The organism is Glaciecola sp. 1036 (genome assembly GCF_050306235.1).
In the GTDB taxonomy this organism is placed as follows: domain Bacteria; phylum Pseudomonadota; class Gammaproteobacteria; order Enterobacterales; family Alteromonadaceae; genus Glaciecola.
The window spans coordinates 204,327-222,438 of record NZ_JBLWFH010000004.1; the positions used below are offsets into that span (position 1 = coordinate 204,327).

15 protein-coding genes are annotated in these 18,112 nt (G+C 36.1%); 6 read left to right on the top strand and 9 right to left on the bottom strand.

Annotation, left to right across the window (positions count from 1 at the left end):
* The first annotated feature begins 59 nt into the window (after window positions 1–59).
* The 5 genes from ACNKW3_RS08120 to ACNKW3_RS08140 all read left to right on the top strand — a co-directional run bounded on the left by ACNKW3_RS08120 (window position 60) and on the right by ACNKW3_RS08140 (window position 7,173).
* The gene (locus ACNKW3_RS08120; protein ID WP_427398785.1) at window positions 60–2,408 is read left to right on the top strand and encodes an EAL domain-containing protein; all 2,349 of its coding nucleotides are present in this window, start codon (window positions 60–62) and stop codon (window positions 2,406–2,408) included.
* A 72-nt stretch (window positions 2,409–2,480) separates the two neighbouring features.
* Window positions 2,481–3,884 carry a mannose-1-phosphate guanylyltransferase/mannose-6-phosphate isomerase gene (locus tag ACNKW3_RS08125; protein WP_427398895.1) on the top strand — a complete coding sequence of 468 codons (1,404 nt, stop codon included), beginning with the start codon at window positions 2,481–2,483 and terminating at the stop codon, window positions 3,882–3,884.
* A gap of 7 nt (window positions 3,885–3,891) precedes the next feature.
* On the top strand, window positions 3,892–5,583 hold the full coding sequence (locus tag ACNKW3_RS08130; RefSeq protein WP_427398786.1) for a right-handed parallel beta-helix repeat-containing protein: 1,692 nt from the start codon (window positions 3,892–3,894) through the stop codon (window positions 5,581–5,583).
* A gap of 174 nt (window positions 5,584–5,757) precedes the next feature.
* On the top strand, window positions 5,758–6,405 hold the full coding sequence (locus tag ACNKW3_RS08135) for a hypothetical protein (RefSeq protein ID WP_427398787.1): 648 nt from the start codon (window positions 5,758–5,760) through the stop codon (window positions 6,403–6,405).
* A gap of 48 nt (window positions 6,406–6,453) precedes the next feature.
* The gene (locus tag ACNKW3_RS08140) at window positions 6,454–7,173 is read left to right on the top strand and encodes a hypothetical protein (RefSeq protein WP_427398788.1); all 720 of its coding nucleotides are present in this window, start codon (window positions 6,454–6,456) and stop codon (window positions 7,171–7,173) included.
* A gap of 24 nt (window positions 7,174–7,197) precedes the next feature.
* Here ACNKW3_RS08140 and ACNKW3_RS08145 read toward each other — a convergent pair whose 3' ends face one another.
* Genes ACNKW3_RS08145 through ACNKW3_RS08155 form a run of 3 tightly spaced genes read right to left on the bottom strand, consistent with a single transcriptional unit; the run spans window position 7,198 to window position 9,704 of the window.
* Window positions 7,198–8,169 carry a sulfotransferase gene (locus tag ACNKW3_RS08145; protein ID WP_427398789.1) on the bottom strand — a complete coding sequence of 324 codons (972 nt, stop codon included), beginning with the start codon at window positions 8,167–8,169 and terminating at the stop codon, window positions 7,198–7,200.
* A gap of 11 nt (window positions 8,170–8,180) precedes the next feature.
* Window positions 8,181–8,873, bottom strand: coding sequence for a sulfotransferase family 2 domain-containing protein (locus tag ACNKW3_RS08150; protein ID WP_427398790.1), 693 nt, complete (start codon window positions 8,871–8,873; stop codon window positions 8,181–8,183).
* A 30-nt stretch (window positions 8,874–8,903) separates the two neighbouring features.
* Window positions 8,904–9,704, bottom strand: coding sequence for a hypothetical protein (locus ACNKW3_RS08155; protein WP_427398791.1), 801 nt, complete (start codon window positions 9,702–9,704; stop codon window positions 8,904–8,906).
* Window positions 9,705–9,905: 201 nt separating this feature from the next.
* Between ACNKW3_RS08155 and ACNKW3_RS08160 the strand changes: the two genes are divergently transcribed.
* On the top strand, window positions 9,906–10,661 hold the full coding sequence (locus ACNKW3_RS08160; RefSeq protein WP_427398792.1) for a sulfotransferase family protein: 756 nt from the start codon (window positions 9,906–9,908) through the stop codon (window positions 10,659–10,661).
* 89 nt (window positions 10,662–10,750) lie between these two features.
* Here ACNKW3_RS08160 and ACNKW3_RS08165 read toward each other — a convergent pair whose 3' ends face one another.
* From ACNKW3_RS08165 to ACNKW3_RS08190, 6 genes are all read right to left on the bottom strand, one after another.
* Complete coding sequence (locus tag ACNKW3_RS08165; protein WP_427398793.1) at window positions 10,751–13,090, bottom strand: M12 family metallo-peptidase; 2,340 nt, start codon at window positions 13,088–13,090, stop codon at window positions 10,751–10,753.
* A gap of 236 nt (window positions 13,091–13,326) precedes the next feature.
* The gene (locus tag ACNKW3_RS08170) at window positions 13,327–14,442 is read right to left on the bottom strand and encodes an acyltransferase family protein (protein ID WP_427398794.1); all 1,116 of its coding nucleotides are present in this window, start codon (window positions 14,440–14,442) and stop codon (window positions 13,327–13,329) included.
* Window positions 14,443–14,624: 182 nt separating this feature from the next.
* Window positions 14,625–15,308 carry a sulfotransferase family 2 domain-containing protein gene (locus tag ACNKW3_RS08175; protein ID WP_427398795.1) on the bottom strand — a complete coding sequence of 228 codons (684 nt, stop codon included), beginning with the start codon at window positions 15,306–15,308 and terminating at the stop codon, window positions 14,625–14,627.
* 48 nt (window positions 15,309–15,356) lie between these two features.
* Window positions 15,357–16,772: an oligosaccharide flippase family protein gene (locus ACNKW3_RS08180; RefSeq protein WP_427398796.1), complete on the bottom strand. Its 1,416-nt coding sequence runs from the start codon at window positions 16,770–16,772 to the stop codon at window positions 15,357–15,359.
* A gap of 1 nt (window position 16,773) precedes the next feature.
* Complete coding sequence (locus ACNKW3_RS08185; protein ID WP_427398797.1) at window positions 16,774–17,544, bottom strand: sulfotransferase family 2 domain-containing protein; 771 nt, start codon at window positions 17,542–17,544, stop codon at window positions 16,774–16,776.
* A complete protein-coding gene (locus ACNKW3_RS08190) occupies window positions 17,541–18,086 on the bottom strand; it encodes a serine O-acetyltransferase (protein WP_427398798.1) in 546 nt (181 codons plus the stop codon). The genes ACNKW3_RS08185 and ACNKW3_RS08190 overlap by 4 nt, the downstream gene beginning before the upstream one ends.
* Window positions 18,087–18,112 lie beyond the last annotated feature (26 nt).

An 18,112-nucleotide genomic window follows, 5' to 3' on the forward strand; every position in this document is an offset into this window, starting at 1 on the left:
TAAAGAATTTGCTAGCAGAACCGATATACGGTGTAGACTTAGCATTTAGTATGATTTGAATGATAAAAAATACTCTTAACAATCGTATTTTCAGACTGCTTGTGATCACTATGGTGACAACGTCGGCGATCTTGCTGATGGCGGTTTGGAATAACAATGTTGAGAATATTCACAACACGCTAAATTCTCGCCTTGATCTGGCGCATGCCACTATGATGCGGCAAATCGACAAGCAAAAAGATAAACTTATGCTAAATGTGCATAATTTGTCGAATAATCCCAAATTTATAAACGCACTCACTAATGGCAATGAAACTGAAATTTCAGAGGCCATGGAGTCCGCAAAATCTTTTCTTAAAGCCAATATGCTTACGCTTTTAGATGAGAACGATAAAATCCAAAGTTCTACCGATAGTCTGATTTTTTCTATTCCCCAAGAACAACTTTCAAAAATGGCGCTTTTAGCAAGAGAAACTGGCGTCACCGCAGAAATTCGACAGATTGGTAGTCAACTGTATTACACCCTTTATGTGCCTACAAAATCTTTGGATGATGCCAAATTAATTATCATAACTTATGTGGTTAACAAACGATTTGTTGAGGGTATAAAAGCACTTATTAACGCAGAAGTTTCCTTTATTACCGGGCTAGAATCAAACTATGTGTTAAGCACCTTGCCGGCAGATAAAGTAAGTCATATGTCGCTGAAAAATAGCTTAATAGATGATGATTCTGGCTTCGCCTGGAAACTAGCCCCCCTTTGGAGCAAACAACATTACTTTTCAAAAAATTATGATATTTCCGAATTTCAAAACCCCATTATTAACACGATTTATCTTTCATTAAATGCTGAAACCGTCACCCAAGACTTTTTAAAACTACAACTTACTATCTCGCTAATTGCTTTATCTGCTGTTGGGGTAGCCCTTATTGCCGGAAGACTATTATCAAAAGATATAACCAAGCCAATAGAAGTCGTCGCTGAACACGCCAGTCAGATATCTAAAGGCGAATACTCTCAGCCTATTTCCATGGATACCTGCTCTATTGAATTGGAAAAGATGATCCACGCTTTTAATGCAATGCAAAATAGTGTGCAAGAACGCGAAAGAGAAATAGTACAAACCGCACAAACCGATCCCTTAACAGGCTTGCACACGCGCACTTATGTAAAAGAACTTTTAAAAGAAAAATACCTTGGTATTCGATATTTTCAAGCCATTGGTATCAATATTTTTGGTTTTAGAGGCATCAACGACGTGTTTGGTTATCACTGCGGCGATCTATGTCTACAAGAGCTTGCAAATCGCGTCAAAAAATTAGGTGGCGAAACCGCTCGATTAACGGGTGGTGAAATCCTTTGGCTTCCTGATACAGTAAAAACCCAAGATGAACTCATTGCAATCAAGCGCACCTTTGATGTACCGGTTAATTATAAAGAATTTAAAGTGCCCCTAAAAACAGCTGTGGGTATTGTTGATTGTCAAACCTCGACTACAAATCCAGAAGATCTGTTTAAACGACTCAATATTATTATTGACGAAGCGCAAATTTCACGAAAACTATTTTTATCCTTTGACGATTCTATTGAACGTAAATATTTGCGGCGTTTGTCTATTATCTCAAACCTGAAAAAAGCCTTGTTTGAAGATTCTGAAGAGTTAGCCTTGGTCTACCAGCCTAAACTGGATCTGATCAATAACAGTATTCATCAAGCTGAAGCATTAATCCGCTGGAATAACCCCGCCTTAGGTTTTGTTGCGCCAGATGAATTTATTGGTATAGCAGAGCAAGCAGGATTCGTTAGCGTTGTTACCAAGTGGGTACTTAAACGCGCAGTGAGAGATGTGTTGGCATTCAAAGCCCACGGTATCGACATAAATGTTGCGGTAAACATCTCCCCTGAAGATGTTATGGACAACGAATTTGTGCCCTACATTCAGCAACTGTTAGATGAAAGTCAGTTAGATTGTGAAGCTATCTCATTTGAACTAACTGAAAGTGTTATTGTGAAAGAACCCCAAAAAGCCATTGAACGCATACAAATCTTACGTGATGCCGGATTTAAAATTGCGGTAGACGATTTTGGGACAGGTTACAGTTCCCTTTCATATTTAACCCAGTTACCTATCGACCTATTGAAAATCGATCGTTGCTTTGTGCGTAACTTGGCGAAAGAAACGGGTGACCAAGCAATTTGCCAAACTGTAATAGAATTAGCGAGTAAATTCGAATTGGAAGTGGTGGCTGAAGGTATCGAAGATGTCGAATCTTTAACATTACTAAAATCTTGGGGCTGTCATTGGGGACAAGGTTATTATATAAATCGTCCTGTACCAGCCAAAGAATTTGTGCGTTGGGTAAAAGAATACCAAGCAAATAACTTATCGCAAGATGCAAACGTATAGCCCAGCCTTACGCTTCTTTTTGCAATTGAGTTTGTTATACTGAGCAAAACCTATAAGGGAAAAGGAAAAATGATAAAACCTGTTGTACTTGCCGGAGGCACTGGAAGCAGACTATGGCCAAAATCTCGCGCTGCTTTGCCAAAACAATTTTTAAAGCTCACGTCAGAAAACACTATGTTACAAGATACTATTCTTCGTTTACCTTCCGATAAAGTGAGCGATGCTATGGTGATTTGTAATGAAGACCATCGTTTTCTAGCGGCCGAACAATTACGCCAAATCAGCAGTCAAAGCGGTAATGTCTTGTTAGAGCCAGTGGGTCGAAACACTGCCCCAGCCATAGCCATTGCGGCTATGTTAATGGCTAAACAAAACCCTGAGCAAATTTTATTGGTACTAGCTGCTGATCATTTAATTTCTGACAATAGCGCATTTGCAACTGCCATTGACGAAGCTGAAAAGCTCGCCTTGCAAGACAAGCTAGTTACCTTTGGTATTGTGCCGACAGAAGCCCATACGGGTTATGGCTACATTAAGGCCGGCGAAAGTATTGCTAGTAGTTATCAGGTCGACAGTTTTGTTGAAAAACCCGACCAATCAACAGCACAAACCTATATTGATAGTGGTGACTATTACTGGAATAGCGGCATGTTTATGTTTAAAGCTAATATCTATTTGCAAGAACTAAAAACATATCGCCCTGACATATATGAAGCTTGCGAAAAAGCTTGCAAAGATACCACCACAGATCTTGATTTTATTCGCCTAAATGCTGAAGCATTTGCTGCGTGCCCAGACGAATCCATTGACTATGCGGTAATGGAAAAAACCTCTCATGCTTGTATGGTGCCTTTAGATGCAGGCTGGAATGATGTTGGCAGCTGGAGCTCTTTATGGGATACCAACAAGAAAGACGCAGATGGTAATGTGTGTGTTGGTGACGTCATAGTCAACGGCGTGCATAACAGTTATATCAATGCTGAAGAGCGTTTAATTAGCGTTATTGGTCTTGATGATGTTGTGGTTGTTGAAACCAAAGATGCAGTCATGGTCGCCAATCGCAATAAAGTGCAAGACATCAAAACCGTGGTTTCTCAACTTAAAGCAGAGAAACGTCCGGAGTTTGAATTCCACCGTGAAGTATTCCGACCTTGGGGTAGCTACGATAGCATAGACAATGGTAGACGTTATCAGGTAAAACGCATCACAGTGAAACCTGGAGAGAAGCTTTCGGTGCAAATGCACCATCATAGAGCTGAACACTGGATTGTAGTAAGTGGCACTGCCAGTGTTACTATAGGTGAAGACACCCAATTAGTGACTGAAAACGAATCGGTTTATATTCCGATTGGTGAAGTTCATGCACTAGAAAATCCAGGTAAAATCCCGCTAGAACTGATCGAAGTTCAATCTGGCTCTTACCTTGGAGAAGACGATATTGTACGCTTCTCTGATCGGTATGGGCGTACGGAGTAAGCTACACTTGTGGCAAATAAGAAACTTCCTCTTATTCTTGTTATTAACACTGGTACTTTCTTGTACCAGTGTGTTTGAAGAGAAAAAATATAGCAACACATTACAACCTGGTGAACAACTCAAGCAATTATCTACTGTCTCTTCTTCCCCACCACACACGTCATTAAGTCAAGTAAGCCATTTAAAATACAAAGCGAAAAAATTTTTAAACAATAACAAAGACGATTTAAATGATCTCGTTGCAAATAAGGCTCTGACTCGGCCGCAGATGTTAGCCAATATTAAATCAAAAACCAGCACTGATGAAAAAATTCAGACATTTGCGCTGATATCTGCTTTACTTCCATTGGATCAACCATGGCTCGCCTATCAATTGATGAAGGATAATGTTTTATCGAGAAGCGATATAAAAAAAGCATTAAGGCAAATTGGTGCTTCATATAAACAAAAAATGTCATTTCCAATAGAAACGCTTGAGACAGTTAGAATCACTCCGCTTATTAATTCTGCAAGCATCACAGTAAACACTCAGGCCAATCAACTGGTTAATGTAAAGATTAAACCTAAAGATAAAAAAGTTCGCTATCAACAAGTAAAACTTCATTGGGAGCCTATATACGGTACTATGTCAGGAAGTGCCTTTGATCTGAATCCAGCAACAGAATACGAAGTAGTAATAGAATCTGAACTCCTCAAGAAAGAGAAATATTCTTTTAAAACGCGAGCGAATAAACCCCGTATTGAAAAAATCATCTATTTAAAAGACCTATATAAAGGCGGTAGCCTTGACGTACTTGATTTAGAAAAAGAAATAACGAAAAACGGATGGACCCAAATTGACGGCACAGGCGTTACCATAACGGGAGATAAGAACAGTGATTTTGCTATCAATCTTGGTAATTTGGAATATGTGTATTTAACCAATATTAAAATTGATTATGCTAAACGATTCGGCATTTATGCCCATAAAGCCTCTAATATTTGGATAGATAGTTGTGATATTCGAAATTTTGGACGTAACATAGTTGAACATCGCAATGGGATAGGATATGCGGCTGCATCAGATACGTCAGCAGTCAACCGCGATGCCGGCATATTTCTTAATCAAAGTGGTCAGGTGGTAATTGAACATTGTAAGATCACTTCGCCCAACCATTCTGCGAATAGTTGGAAGTTCGGCCACCCACGCGGTGCCAGCGCCCTACAAATAAGTGCAGACCATCCTAATAAACAAAAACAAGGTCAATACATTATTCGCTTTAACCAATTTTATGGTTCTGACAATAACCGCTTTAACGATGTTATTGAAAGTAAAATGAATGGTCGACGCCATGGCGGGTTTATTCGAGATTCCGTCATCCACAATAATTATTTAGCATATTCAAATGATGATTTGATCGAATTAGATGGCGGTCAAAGTAATGTGGCTTTTTATAATAATAAGCTGGAATATGGATTTTGCGGGATAAGTATAGCCCCGAATATGTGGGGACCTAGCTATATTTTTAATAACACCTTCTTAATGTTAGGTGATTCAAGAGGAAGATCCTATAGCAATATAAAAAGTGGAGGCTTATTTGTTGCCCCAGGAGGCGTTAGTTTAATTGCCGACAATCAATTTTATAATCCAAAATTGAAAATTGCATTTCCTGGGCTTCAAAAAGACAGCAGTGTTTGGGTGGAAGGAACGATTTTTTAATGTAATTTGATGTTTTTTGATGCCTCATTAACATTATTTTAACCTTTAGAAATCAAATATATGCAAATATAACATTTATTTAGAACATTTAAGAATATACGATATAAATCGCTTGCATAAAAACTGTACAATCTCTAAGATGCGAGCAAGCCGTAACAAAAGGATTTTATCTCCGTGAAATTAATTAAAGCTCTATTCGTAACAACTAGTATTCTCGTAACCACTATTGCCAATGCTGGTTTATTAACCATCAATGGCAACGCAGTAAAAGCTGTAGATCTTGACACCCTTGGCGTCTCAAGCTTTGAAGACTTCTATGATTATGACAACGCAAATCGTTGGTCATCAAACATCGGCATTGAATTAACTGACGAAGCATTAATTTTTGTAGCGGAACTAAGTAACCAATATGCAGTTTTCACTACATTTAGTAGTCCATATGGTAGCAATGGTAGTGTATTTGCCAATCTTTCTGGTACTGCTGGAAGTCTTTTGTTTTTAGATGACCCTGATGAAACTGTTTCTGGTAGCGGTATTTCATTCCGTTGGGCAGCTGACAGAAATGATGGTTATATTTGGTCTGGATTAGCAGATGTTGATTGGATGTTTACTTCAATTTTCAGCAATTCAACTCTTAGCGGTGTGAGATATGCATCATTTGAAGATGGTCATTTAATAAGCACTGATTATAGCGACATCATGAGACCAGACGGTACATTCGTAGTTGCTAATCAAGTTAGTGCAAACCTTGTCTCTCAACCTGTGATGGCAGGGTTATTAATAATGGGGTTAGGCTTTTTGTTTGGAAGAAAAAAGCTTTAATTCCGGTCGTAGTTGTAAAGTAAGTTTTTAATAAATGGAGTTGTGGTTATGAAGTACGCAATGAAAACACCAAGCGTTATTGCATTGGTAATAGCAGTTTTACTATTCGCAAGCACGGCAGCGAACGCAAGTTTCATGCGTATCAATGGTCAGCTAATGGAAGTGTTAGATTTAGAAAAAAATGGATACACTTCCTTTTACGACTTTTATGACTATGACACTGCTAATATTTACTCATCAAATACTGGATTAGAAAAAGTCGGCGGGACTGTACTTTTTGGTGCAGAGGTGAATAATGAATTCGCGATTTTTGGTCTTTTCAGTTCTGCTGAATCAAAAAAAGGCGGTGATATAAGTATTGATTTTTTAGATGAGTCAGGCAGTATCATTTTTACGGATGACCCAGATGAAAGGGGTACGCTTAGCTCTCTATACTCACGAAGTTATCTTTGGCATGGTTTCCGTAACGATGGCTTTATCTATGCAGGATTTGATAACACTGACGTTTGGAACGTAAACCTTTCCCTTACCAATACCAGAAATATTGATACTGTTTCATTTGTATCTTTTGGCAATGGCTTGTTCGACAACGCTGTTACTAAAGACTTTACTGATGTCGAAGGTATCTATGAATTTACGCAAGGAAGTCGGTCAATTTCAGGAGCCTCTGCAAATGAAGTTCCAGCACCTGCAATAGCAATCATGGTTTTGGTTTTGCTAGGTGTTTATTTTGCAAGCTTTAGAAAAAGAACTGCAAAACTCAACTAATCAACTAAGTTGTAGTCATCGCCCCTAATCATTCCTAGGGGCGCCTGCCGCGTCATATAGATCATCTAATCCAAATACTTCTAAAATAGCTTTCATCTGCAAAACTCGTTTTTTACCGAGCTTTTCTACTGCTTTTTCCTCAGTAAGCATAGGATTAGAAAAACCTTTCTGTTTACCCATTACTCTACTTGGTCTTTCTAGAACCGCCTTATCGACAATCTTAGGAATGAAATTGAATGCATCTCCAACATACCGATTGATGTTGTCTAAACATTCTTGGGGCGCCATTACAAAGTTCTCATAATGTACGGTTAAGTACATTGTTTTCGGAAGATGTTTAAAAGCAAGAAAATAATTAACGCACCAATGTATTAATTGAATGTTATAAAAATCATTTTCTTTACTTGATTGTTCTATTAAAGCAATTTGTTGCGAATTTAATTCTCCAATAAGCGCTTCGTTAGATAAATAAATGCTAAGTTCTTGAGGCCAAAACCAATGCTTTTTTTGGGCTTTCGACATTACAACAGAGAATGGATTTCTAACCAAAAGTAATGTTTTTACATTTGGAAAATGAGGCAAAATGGCGTGCGCAAAGGTAGTCGAAAAAATGTCTTTTACTAGTAAGCCATTGTATTTCAATTTTCTATTATCAAAGTCTATTCTTCGATGTTTAAACTTTCCTGAAAATATTTCTTTATACAGGTTAACCAGAGGATCTTGGCTGTTTAACACCTCAAAGTATTCGTATGGTCTATAATCTTTGCAGTATTCCGGCAATACTAATGGATGGTAAGGCTCAAATAACTCTCTAGCTTTCCCCTGACTGTTTAAAATAGAGCTAACCCAAGTTGTGCCACTACGCCCATCTCCAATTAACCACAATACGTTCTCAAATGCCCCCAACCGTTGATTAATTGAAATGGCACTATCTCTTAATGGGAAAACAATAGCTTTCTTTAATAGCTCAATAGAACGACTTTTTACTGCTTTCATTAAAAATCCAGTTACTCCGAAATTTCTGGCACCGAATAATCAAATAAGGATATTTCTTCTTGGTAATAATTTGCAATAAAGTCAACAACTTCTTGGCAATATGGTTTCTGCGTCTTCTTTTCGCTTCCGTGAACTTCATGAGGAAGCTCTGGAGCTCCGGGTAAATTGAGTTTGCTGACTACGGTAGAAAATACAGAATCTAGCTCTTCAAACTTTCCAACATAATCTAAATTGATTGTTCCATCAAACTGCTCCAACCAATAGGTTTGGGGCCTTAAATAGCCTGTACCTGCAAACCGTTTAACAAAATCAAGAAAACTAATGTCTGAAGGTATATTATAATTTTTCTGGTGTGCTTGGTCTCTCTGTACATTTTTATACCAGGAAAACAATCTATCCCAAGGATTTCGTATCAAAGTAAATTTAAAATATTCTTTATATTGACTGGAGTTGACAGTAAGTCTGTTTTTGGGATTTTTTTGTGTTCGAGTGTATTCTCGGATCCTTCTAATATAGTCTTTTACGTTTTCAGTAGAACGAATAACGTCTATATAATTAACTGGCTGTTGAATCATTCTAACCGAACGATGATCCTGTCTTTCGCGCCCACTATATTCATCAAAATGGCCAAGAAGCTTTTCAAAACTAGATCCTGCACACTTAGGGATATGGATAAAAATACATTTATGCTCGTGACTTATCATTATTATACTTCTTTAAATTGTAGTTTTATGTCAATTAAATATTTTCGAGAGGTTCCTCAATAAATATTTTTTATACAATGTTACGTAAGCTGCAAAAGGTTTTACAGGATGATAAAGCCGCTTAGTACCTGGAACAACAAAATATTTCGGAGGAAAGTAACAAAATGTCCCCCAACCTAGGCTTAGCCTGTTTTTATTGGAAGTGTACAGATTAGGGACATATGTTTTTAAATCTTTAACTGATAAATTGTTTCGAGCTAGCAAATTAGGCCAACTAATTTCATGATGGCCACCTGCTCCCTTCGAATATTCATCTATTAAACAGTCAATCGCACTGGAAGAAACTCTAAAAAATGGTAAAAATCCAATTTTGTCAGGGACCACACTATCGTTACTTAAATAAGTGTTTTTATAGAACCAACGGTCAGGTATTTTCCGTAGATTAGTGCACAAAAGATCATCCTCTACTGCATCATACGCTGTAACTAATGATCCATAATTTGAGGTAAACCTAACGTCATCTTCACAAAACCAATAATAACTGTAACCAGATACAATTGAAGTAAACACAATCTGAGCCAAATCCAAATTACCCGGCATTATTTTCCATTCCGCGGTGTCATTATATTTATTATGGTATTGCGAACAATGCTCTGAGAGGTCTTTTCTGCTTACCACATAGAAACAATCTTTAAATTCAGATTCATACTTATTGAGATTAGTTTCTTCTCTATAACTTAAAATATAAAAATCAGCATGTTCAGAAACATCTGTTTGTATTTTTTTTGCAAGTTTATAAGTTACAGGAGATAGCTCTCTTGCAAATAACACAAACGCTTGTTTCTTCCTTGATAACACTTTCAACTCTCTGATATATTTTGAATCATAGTTTCATTGTTATTTATGCATTTCAATATAGCAATAGAAATCAAATGAATTCATTTAAATAAGCTTTGATCTAACCAAATTATCACGCTGGTTAACGATTATTTTCCAATTGACTTACATATTCAGGGACTTTGAAACTTCATCATGGCAAATTACAAACAAAATGCATTACTGTGCTTAAAGGCTTTACCCAAATTAATCCCTTTATTTGCTGAAAAGAATTATATTTTTATAATTTCTCATATGAGAGCAAGAACCACACTTATCTCTCATTTATTGGATTCATCACCAGAAATAGTAGGTAATACAGAACTGCATGTGAGATACAGGCATGCGATAGATGAATTAAAATCTAAAATGCTTCGCGTACACGAAAAAGATTATAATGAAGCAAGATATATATGCGATAAATTGCTGCATAACAGGCTTGTAATCAATTTAGAAAGGTATGCTAATGCGAAGTTTATATTCAACCTAAGAGACCCCGAGGATACATTTAAAAGCCTATTAAAGCGCCATTTGCAAATAGAAGGCGAAGATTCTATTTTTAAACTTAAACGCTACTACAATGAAAGACTCATATTTATGGAGTCGCTTTGGGATAAATTGAATCCAGAGCAACGTATATACATAAATTCAGATACTTTAATCGAACAACCAACCCATGTATTAGCCGAGTTAACTGACTTCTTGGATTTAGCTAACCCGCTTCAGCCTGAATATAAAACCAATGAGCACACCGGCCAGAGCGGCAAAGGTGATATGAGCGAAAACATCAAAAGTGGTAAAATAATAAAAACTAAAAACGATTTAAACGAAAAAGAAGCTAGTTTACTCAGCTCAATATTTTCTGATGAAGAAAAAAGCAATTTCAATCGATTACACAATAAATTCCAATAATCATGGACATGATGTTTGTACCAAAGCGGAAACCGCTTTGGTACAAACTTTAACAACTAAATATTTTCAACCATCTTGAAAGTTATTTTTTATTCGACATTGTTGAAGATTATATTTCTAAAGCTGCTGTTAACCTCATCGTTTTCGGCATCTTGATCCATAATCAAAATCATTTTTACCGGTGAATCCGTATGAAATTCACCAATGGGAATTGTAATCTCTTCATACACACCAGACCCAGAATACTTAAACGTATTGTTTCCCCAGCGTTGAGTGCCATAAACTTGGAATACTCTAGGTTGTAAGCTTTCATTTTTTCTTACAAAACCAATGCCATGAATTTCACCTTGTTTTGTACTTTTAAAATCGAAACTTAAAACGGTGGAAGCATTAATTTCGATATCAGTTAAATCGACTACTTTCCATGAATTCCCGTATAGTTCTGCTCCATAACCATTTTCTACTATCTCTAAGCTGCCAGAACCATCTTGCGCTTCGTACGAAGAAATATTGTAGTTATCTAAATTTAAAGCCTCAGACGGCAATATTTCGGTTTCACGCTCATATAATCTTACATTAGTGAAAATTGCATTTGGGTTGCCAAAATTAGAATCGTTATCCATCGCAAAAACTAAGCGATCATAGTCACCTGAAGCAATTGCACCTATGGGAATACTGAAACTCTGACTAGTACCAAAATTTGAATATCGATACGACATATTTAGCCACCTTTGGCTACCAAATAAATTAAATATAGTTCTTGTACTTGCCGTATTATCACTTTCAACCCCAATTGCATGAATTTCACCTTTTTCAGTGCTACTGAATTCAAATTCCAGGATTGTATTAACGGTAAAGTTATAATCAATCGGTATGCTTTTCCAAGCGTTTCCACTCAGCACCAATTGATTAGCATTCTCCCCTATACTTGCTTCACCAATACCATCTTGATTACCGCCAAATGGACTAATTACCACTTCTTCAAAATTTATATATTCAGAGGTCACGTAAATAGTAAATGTTTGAAAATCACTTCCAAAAGCATTATCGACACGCACTACAACTGTATTGTCACCTAATTCATTAACAGTTGGCGTCCAAGTAATTAGTCCAGTACTGTCTATTTGCATTGTCTCTGGAGACTGCTCCAACGTGAACTCTACCGGTTCAGTTCCTTCAATATCTACCCTATTGTCGGCATCATAGGTATAAGCTTCCCCGACATCAGCTTCTGTATTTGGCGTTGAAACAATAATGGGACTTTCGCCTGAGATCTCATTAACGCAAGCGAAGGGACCTGTACTTGCTTGTTCTATCAAAGGTACCATCTGATCTACACTACATGAAGAAAAGCTTGTATGGTTACCATTGACTGATGGAAACATAATAAAGCCGGCGCCCACGCTTGCACAAGCGGTACCTGGTTGTCCATCATGTGGAGAACCAAAATTGTGCCCTAGTTCATGAGTAAACACGAGCGATGTTAGAAGTCCAAGCCTTTGACTTAAGCCTGAAGAGTAAGAATTGCAAAGTTGACCAACAAAGGCTATCCCGACAGTAGATCCATCTAAATCTTTCCCTGTAAACAAATGACGTAGTCCAGGATTCGGAATTCCACTGCCAGTAAACGCATATAAAAGGCTTTCAGGATTGGTAGATGTTAAATTTTCATTAGAAGTTAATGGAATAACTGAATCAGCAACAATAGTGATATCTAATTGCTCTTGAAAAATTCCATCTGCAATATTTAGCTCTCCTAACATCTCAACAGTAGCATCAGAACTACTTGTTACATATTCAGTATCTGCTACCAAAGTTATTTGTATCTCTCGGGTTGCGTAACTTTTAACCAAGTCATTTAAATCGCTTACATACTTAGAGTAATCAATTGATAAGCTATTGTGATTATGAGAGTTGTTACCACAAATTCCGTTATGCTTAATGTCTTTGACATTAACTGCAAAAAGGTCACTGTCAGATGCAATAAACTGATGTTTAATTTCCGGGGAAAGCCGGGAGCTAATGTCGCTATATGCTGCGAGCAAAAAGAGCGCATTTCCATCAAAAAAAGCCCCACTATACTTACCATTAAAGTAATTTAAACGAATCCAAGAGTTCGTCACAGTATCAATCTTGCCTTTATAGAAAAATGTTTCTTTTTTAAAATTAACAGGAACATTTGACGTATAAATCCCGTTATTTGTTGACAGTATAAATTGTAATTTTTGACCTGCTATTTCAACGCTTAGTCTGCTTAATTTTCCATCATCAGTTTGGCTCGAATCGAGAATTTCGACATTGTAGGCTTTTGAAATAACTTCATGCTCCACACTTGCGTGTGGTATTGTAGAAATTGACATAAGAAAAATAGCAACTACCAGTAACAATGATTTGTTATTGGTCGAAACACTTTTAAATTTATTAAACATAGAATTAATCCTAAGAATGGTTTCTATTTCTTTTTTTTAAATTTTTTAAAATGCATCTGCAAAAAAACTATCCATGCAAAATTTGGAGTGCGGTTGGTTAGAGCTACTATCTAATACTAGAGAATAGTCAACATTAGCAAAATTTGTAAATTATTTATGGTTAGGATTTTAAGTTCAAGTCGTTATATCAGCTTTACATTATTTAAACAACGTCAGCTTATCCTTAGTGAATAAGGTTAACTATTTGAAGATGAGGTCTTCCTTTCAAACAATCGTTTTTCTAACTTAAACTTTGATATTGGCCCCTCGAAAAGTTTAAACGAAATATACGCGGCGCAGGTTGCGCCCAACAAAACAAGCCAAGCGCTTAGATATCCGTTTAATTCCGTTTTTCTTAAGGTATTAATAAAGATTGGATGGAATAAATATAGACTGAAACTTAACGCACCAAAAAATCGCAAAATTGGCATTGTAAAAAATTTCTTTAACATACCGTCATAGTTTACTGAAGAAAGAAGCACTAACGACCAAAATATTGCATACAGAATAAATTGCTTATGAAAGTAATTATTTTCAACACGTTCGCCGAATAATGAAAACACTAATGGAGTCATACACACGACCCCAATCAAACCTACATAGCCCAAATATCGACAAACTGTGCTTATATGTTTATTGGAGGAGTTATTTATATAATCTTGTAAAACCGCTAAAAACATCCCAATGATGAAAATAGGCATGTAGGGTAATAACCTAGCATCATTTCGAAGAGACTCATCTTGGGGAGAAATAAGTTGTGATAACACCATTAACAACAGGAACATAGCAATTAATGCAGGCGCTCCATAGGGACGAACAAGAACTATCGCAAAAACAAAAAAAGGAAGTGTAAAGTAGAACTTAAACTCTACCGCGATGCTCCAAGTTACACCTTTCCCTTCCATAAGGGCTAGATGTTTTAAAAACCCGAACCAATCAAGGCTAAAAGGTACGCCAGCGTCTTCTCGCCCTAAGAACATACCAATTGCAATAGTACTAAACACGGCAAGTAACAGATAGATGGTATAAAGAGGATAAATTCTAAAAAAACGTCTCTGCCAATAGTGAGACATATTTGCAAAGGTAAAGATCTGCTTGCCCTTTTTTAAAAGGGGTAACGTAAGAAGAAATGAACTCAATAAAAAGAATAAAAATACACCCGACTTACCAGTACCGCGTAAATCCAAAAACGGAAGATAAAACATCCCTGCGTTACTTGTATGGCTCATAACAACAATCAACGCAGCCAAACCTCTCAACCCATCGAGAGAGTCCATTTGATATTTCTTATCTGATATTTCTCTATGTATCATCCAATGACACCTTATCTCTAAAAGCTAAAAGCAATCAACCAATTTTGACGCAGCTTTGTTGCAACTATATAAAAATCAATCCCAAAGGTGCCACCATTTGTAAATGGCTAAACTAAATATGCCATCGTTATTTTTACCTGTCAAAAATGTTTGCAACATAGAAATCTCAATAGAGTTGCTCACTAATTGCTGATTCGGTATAAATGGAAAAACAATGTGCCTATGCATTTAAAAACAAAACGCTTTATTCTACTATTTTGTACCAATTCAACTTCATATTTTTTGTTATAATTAAAAAGCTCAAAATCGTGTTTATAGAACTGGCATAACCCGTGCAAGATAACTGGATCCAGACGAACTTTTTTTGAATTTGAGCTGTTTGCTTGAATACTGTCATGACCGTCTTGGATAAAAAATTCTGGATAATTTTTGCAAATTGCTTCAATACCCTCTTCTAATTTAAATATTTTACTCTGATCCCAAATAAAGCCTGATTGCGGCCGTATATGATTTGATAAGATATAGGGATTATAGGCATAGGCCTTTCTAATAAAATAAAAAAAGGTAGAGGTATTAAAGTACTTGAACTTCCTATCCACTTTTTTGCGATACGAAAACTCGCTAAGAAAACGAGCCACTGGATGCCTTACTATTGCGAACGAATCTTTTACAAGCTCATCTATTCCTAATCTATTAAGCACTTCTGCGTGAAAGTGTTGTGGTGGGCATGGTAATTCTTTTTTGAATTCACTATCGAAGAGTAATTGCACATCAGGTAATAACATTTTTTTAATCGAGGTACCTGCAGCCTTTGGAATATGGATAAAAAACAGCATTTTCCCTTTATTATTTTTTAAAATTGGCATGTTTAAAATCCTTTTTGAAATTGATAATCATCTGAAGTTAAGTTTTTACTAATGTCGGTCAGTAATTAGACGTTGAAGTCGGCTTATATAATTTCCAGATGTAACAAATAGAACACTAAACATAATCATCACAGTCCCGAAGCCTATTATGAATATCTGAAAAATGGAAAAGTCGTAAATAAAGAGACAGTAGGTGACTATCCCTCCTATTATTGAAACTGGAATAATTACTTTTAAAACCGTTGTAAATATAATCCAACTATTTAAAACAATTAATTTTTTAACTGATAGAATCCTTATTACTATGGTAAACACTACATCAAGTAAGATTATTAACGCCACTCCCAATAGTCCATATATTGATGAAATGTAATAAGCAATAATAAGCAAAATAATTGACTTTAAGAATTCTAGTTTTAATCCTATTTTCGATTGACCATATGCCGCTAACAAACTGTCTGTAAAATATGTTAGTACGTGAATGCCACTAATAAATGCATATATCATCAGAAAATCAACTGCGCCAAGCCACTTTTCGCCAAATACAAAAATGACAAGTTCTTTACCAAAAATTCCCATCAAAACAAATATAGGGAACAGTAAAATTATTGAACATATTGTCAATTCGCTAAAAAGATTAGAGATAACTTTAGAGTCCTTAGTTCTGCTTGAAAAGACGGGAAGTGAATAAGAATTAACTGACGAAACAATCGATTGTTTCGGTAGATCAATTAGTCGGCGAGCAAATGAGTAGTAACCGATGGTCGCCGCACTTGTCGCAATTGATAGGATAATAACCAAACCTCGACCGAATAGACCATTCTGTAACTTTCTTAACCCAATTGAATTACCTTCACGAAATAAAGAAAAGAGGTCTTCAAACGAAGGACGGACAGCTATTAGATTGCTATTTCGAAGAAGTAGAATAATTAGTGCTAATAGATTCATAACGTTTAATTGGATGATTAAAGACCAAGCCCCTAATCCATAAATTGCTGCTGTAATACCGCAAATCGCTCCCAACAATTTACCCCAAATGGTTCTAATTGCTAAGGCTTTAAACTGCCTTTTACAACGAAGTACCGCTATAAAAGGTCTAGCCATCACACTTGAGATTGCTGAAATACATGAAAAAATCAGTAGAAAAACTACAGATACATCATCAATGAAAAAATAAACCAATGCTATTAACAATATAGAGAGTACTGCTAAAATGCTCCCCAACCAAAATACAGTTGCTAATTCTCTGTTTGATTCACAGTTTCTTCGAACTAAGGGGTTTTCAAAAACAGCGTTGAAAAACGAACTTACAAGTTCACAATAAACGATTACTAAGGTTCCCATTCCCAATTGAGCTGGAGTGAGAAATATAGCAAAACAAAAAAACGAAGCTGCAGATAAGAGAATTAATCCGAACTTTTCAAAAAATAGCCAAAATACGTTTATTAACCTACTTTTGCTCATTTCAAAACCTATACCCAAACTGAGCAATATCTTCTGAGTAACGTTTTGCTACAAGTTCCTTTTGGTAATCATCATAAAATTGTCTATAAGATTGAGAGGGACTATTCGATAAACTATTTGCTTTCTCAAAGTTCTTGTCTTCTATTTTTAGAAAATCCAATATTGTAGTAAAATCTTCGTCGAAAGACTCTATTTTACCTAAAAAATTAAATCTCTCTTTTCCTTTCGCGTTTTCTAAAAGGACGTGCTGTGATATCCAATGTCTATCTGCAAAGGAGTCCCCCCCCTCTTCTGTTTGTAACCATTCCAAGAATTCTCTAAATGGCATACCTGGATAGAGATTCTTATAACGACTTATAATAAAAAAATCACAAAATCTTTTCTGTCCAGAAATTTTATCAAACCAACATGAGTAAATCCTTGCCCATGGATTTCTAGTTACACTAAAGCAAAAGCTATTTGAATCAATAAGTTTACTCTTTTCCAATTCATCGAGATTAATTTTGAACTGTTTTAGCGATGTGTCATCGACTTTTCTTAAGTGCCGTAAAATTGTAGTAGTGCCAACTTTGGGGATTGATACATAAGCGTAATTTCGCTTGGAATTCACATGTATACCGCAAAGATAATCTGAAAAAGCGGGGTTTCCTCGTTTTAGAAGATATCGAAATGTATAAACTATTCGAGTTACAAGTTTTGCAATAAAAGGAAACTTGACTAATTTACTAATTAATATATTAATTCTTTTTTTGTACTTCCAGTTAGCTTTCATGGCTCGATCTTCTTAATTATCTTGGCGGGAATCCCTGCAATGACTATATGGGGCTCCTCGAAGCTTTTATTTACGACGGCATTTGCTCCGACTTGAACATTGTCTGCTATTTTTATACCGCCAAAAATTTTTGCTCCAGGGGCAATATAACAATTATTTCCAATTTGAGGAGTCATGCCCGTTCCATCATGTCCAGCACCAATATTAACTCCAACATGTATTCTACAATTTTCTCCTATTTTACATTTTCTATTTATAATGATGTTTCCATAGTGAGGTAGCATTAATCCTGGTCCACACACATTTGGAGGAATACTATAACCAAGTTTTTTTGATTGAGCTTTGAAACGAAAGTCAGTGTAAATCCGAAGCCACCTTAAATAGATTGGTAAGCGAACATTTCTATAATATTCAGCCTTCCGAAGTAAACGAAGAAAACGCCATGTATCAGAAAACAAATAGTTCTTGAAAGTCGAAGATATTTTATTATTTTTTCTATCCTTTTCCAGATAGATTCTCAACGTTTTTTTATTGCTAATCATTTTTCAGTTTCTGCCAATCTTGAATA

Excerpts from the sequence above, each read along its gene's own strand:
- ACNKW3_RS08120 (WP_427398785.1), top strand. The coding sequence starts at position 60 with ATGATAAAAAATACTCTTAACAATCGTATTTTCAGACTGCTTGTGATC.
- ACNKW3_RS08140 (WP_427398788.1), top strand. The coding sequence starts at position 6,454 with ATGAAGTACGCAATGAAAACACCAAGCGTTATTGCATTGGTAATAGCA.
- ACNKW3_RS08145 (WP_427398789.1), bottom strand. The coding sequence starts at position 8,169 with ATGAAAGCAGTAAAAAGTCGTTCTATTGAGCTATTAAAGAAAGCTATT.
- ACNKW3_RS08150 (WP_427398790.1), bottom strand. The coding sequence starts at position 8,873 with ATGATAAGTCACGAGCATAAATGTATTTTTATCCATATCCCTAAGTGT.
- ACNKW3_RS08160 (WP_427398792.1), top strand. The coding sequence starts at position 9,906 with ATGGCAAATTACAAACAAAATGCATTACTGTGCTTAAAGGCTTTACCC.
- ACNKW3_RS08165 (WP_427398793.1), bottom strand. The coding sequence starts at position 13,090 with ATGTTTAATAAATTTAAAAGTGTTTCGACCAATAACAAATCATTGTTA.
- ACNKW3_RS08170 (WP_427398794.1), bottom strand. The coding sequence starts at position 14,442 with ATGATACATAGAGAAATATCAGATAAGAAATATCAAATGGACTCTCTC.
- ACNKW3_RS08175 (WP_427398795.1), bottom strand. The coding sequence starts at position 15,308 with ATGCCAATTTTAAAAAATAATAAAGGGAAAATGCTGTTTTTTATCCAT.
- ACNKW3_RS08180 (WP_427398796.1), bottom strand. The coding sequence starts at position 16,772 with ATGAGCAAAAGTAGGTTAATAAACGTATTTTGGCTATTTTTTGAAAAG.
- ACNKW3_RS08185 (WP_427398797.1), bottom strand. The coding sequence starts at position 17,544 with ATGAAAGCTAACTGGAAGTACAAAAAAAGAATTAATATATTAATTAGT.
- ACNKW3_RS08190 (WP_427398798.1), bottom strand. The coding sequence starts at position 18,086 with ATGATTAGCAATAAAAAAACGTTGAGAATCTATCTGGAAAAGGATAGA.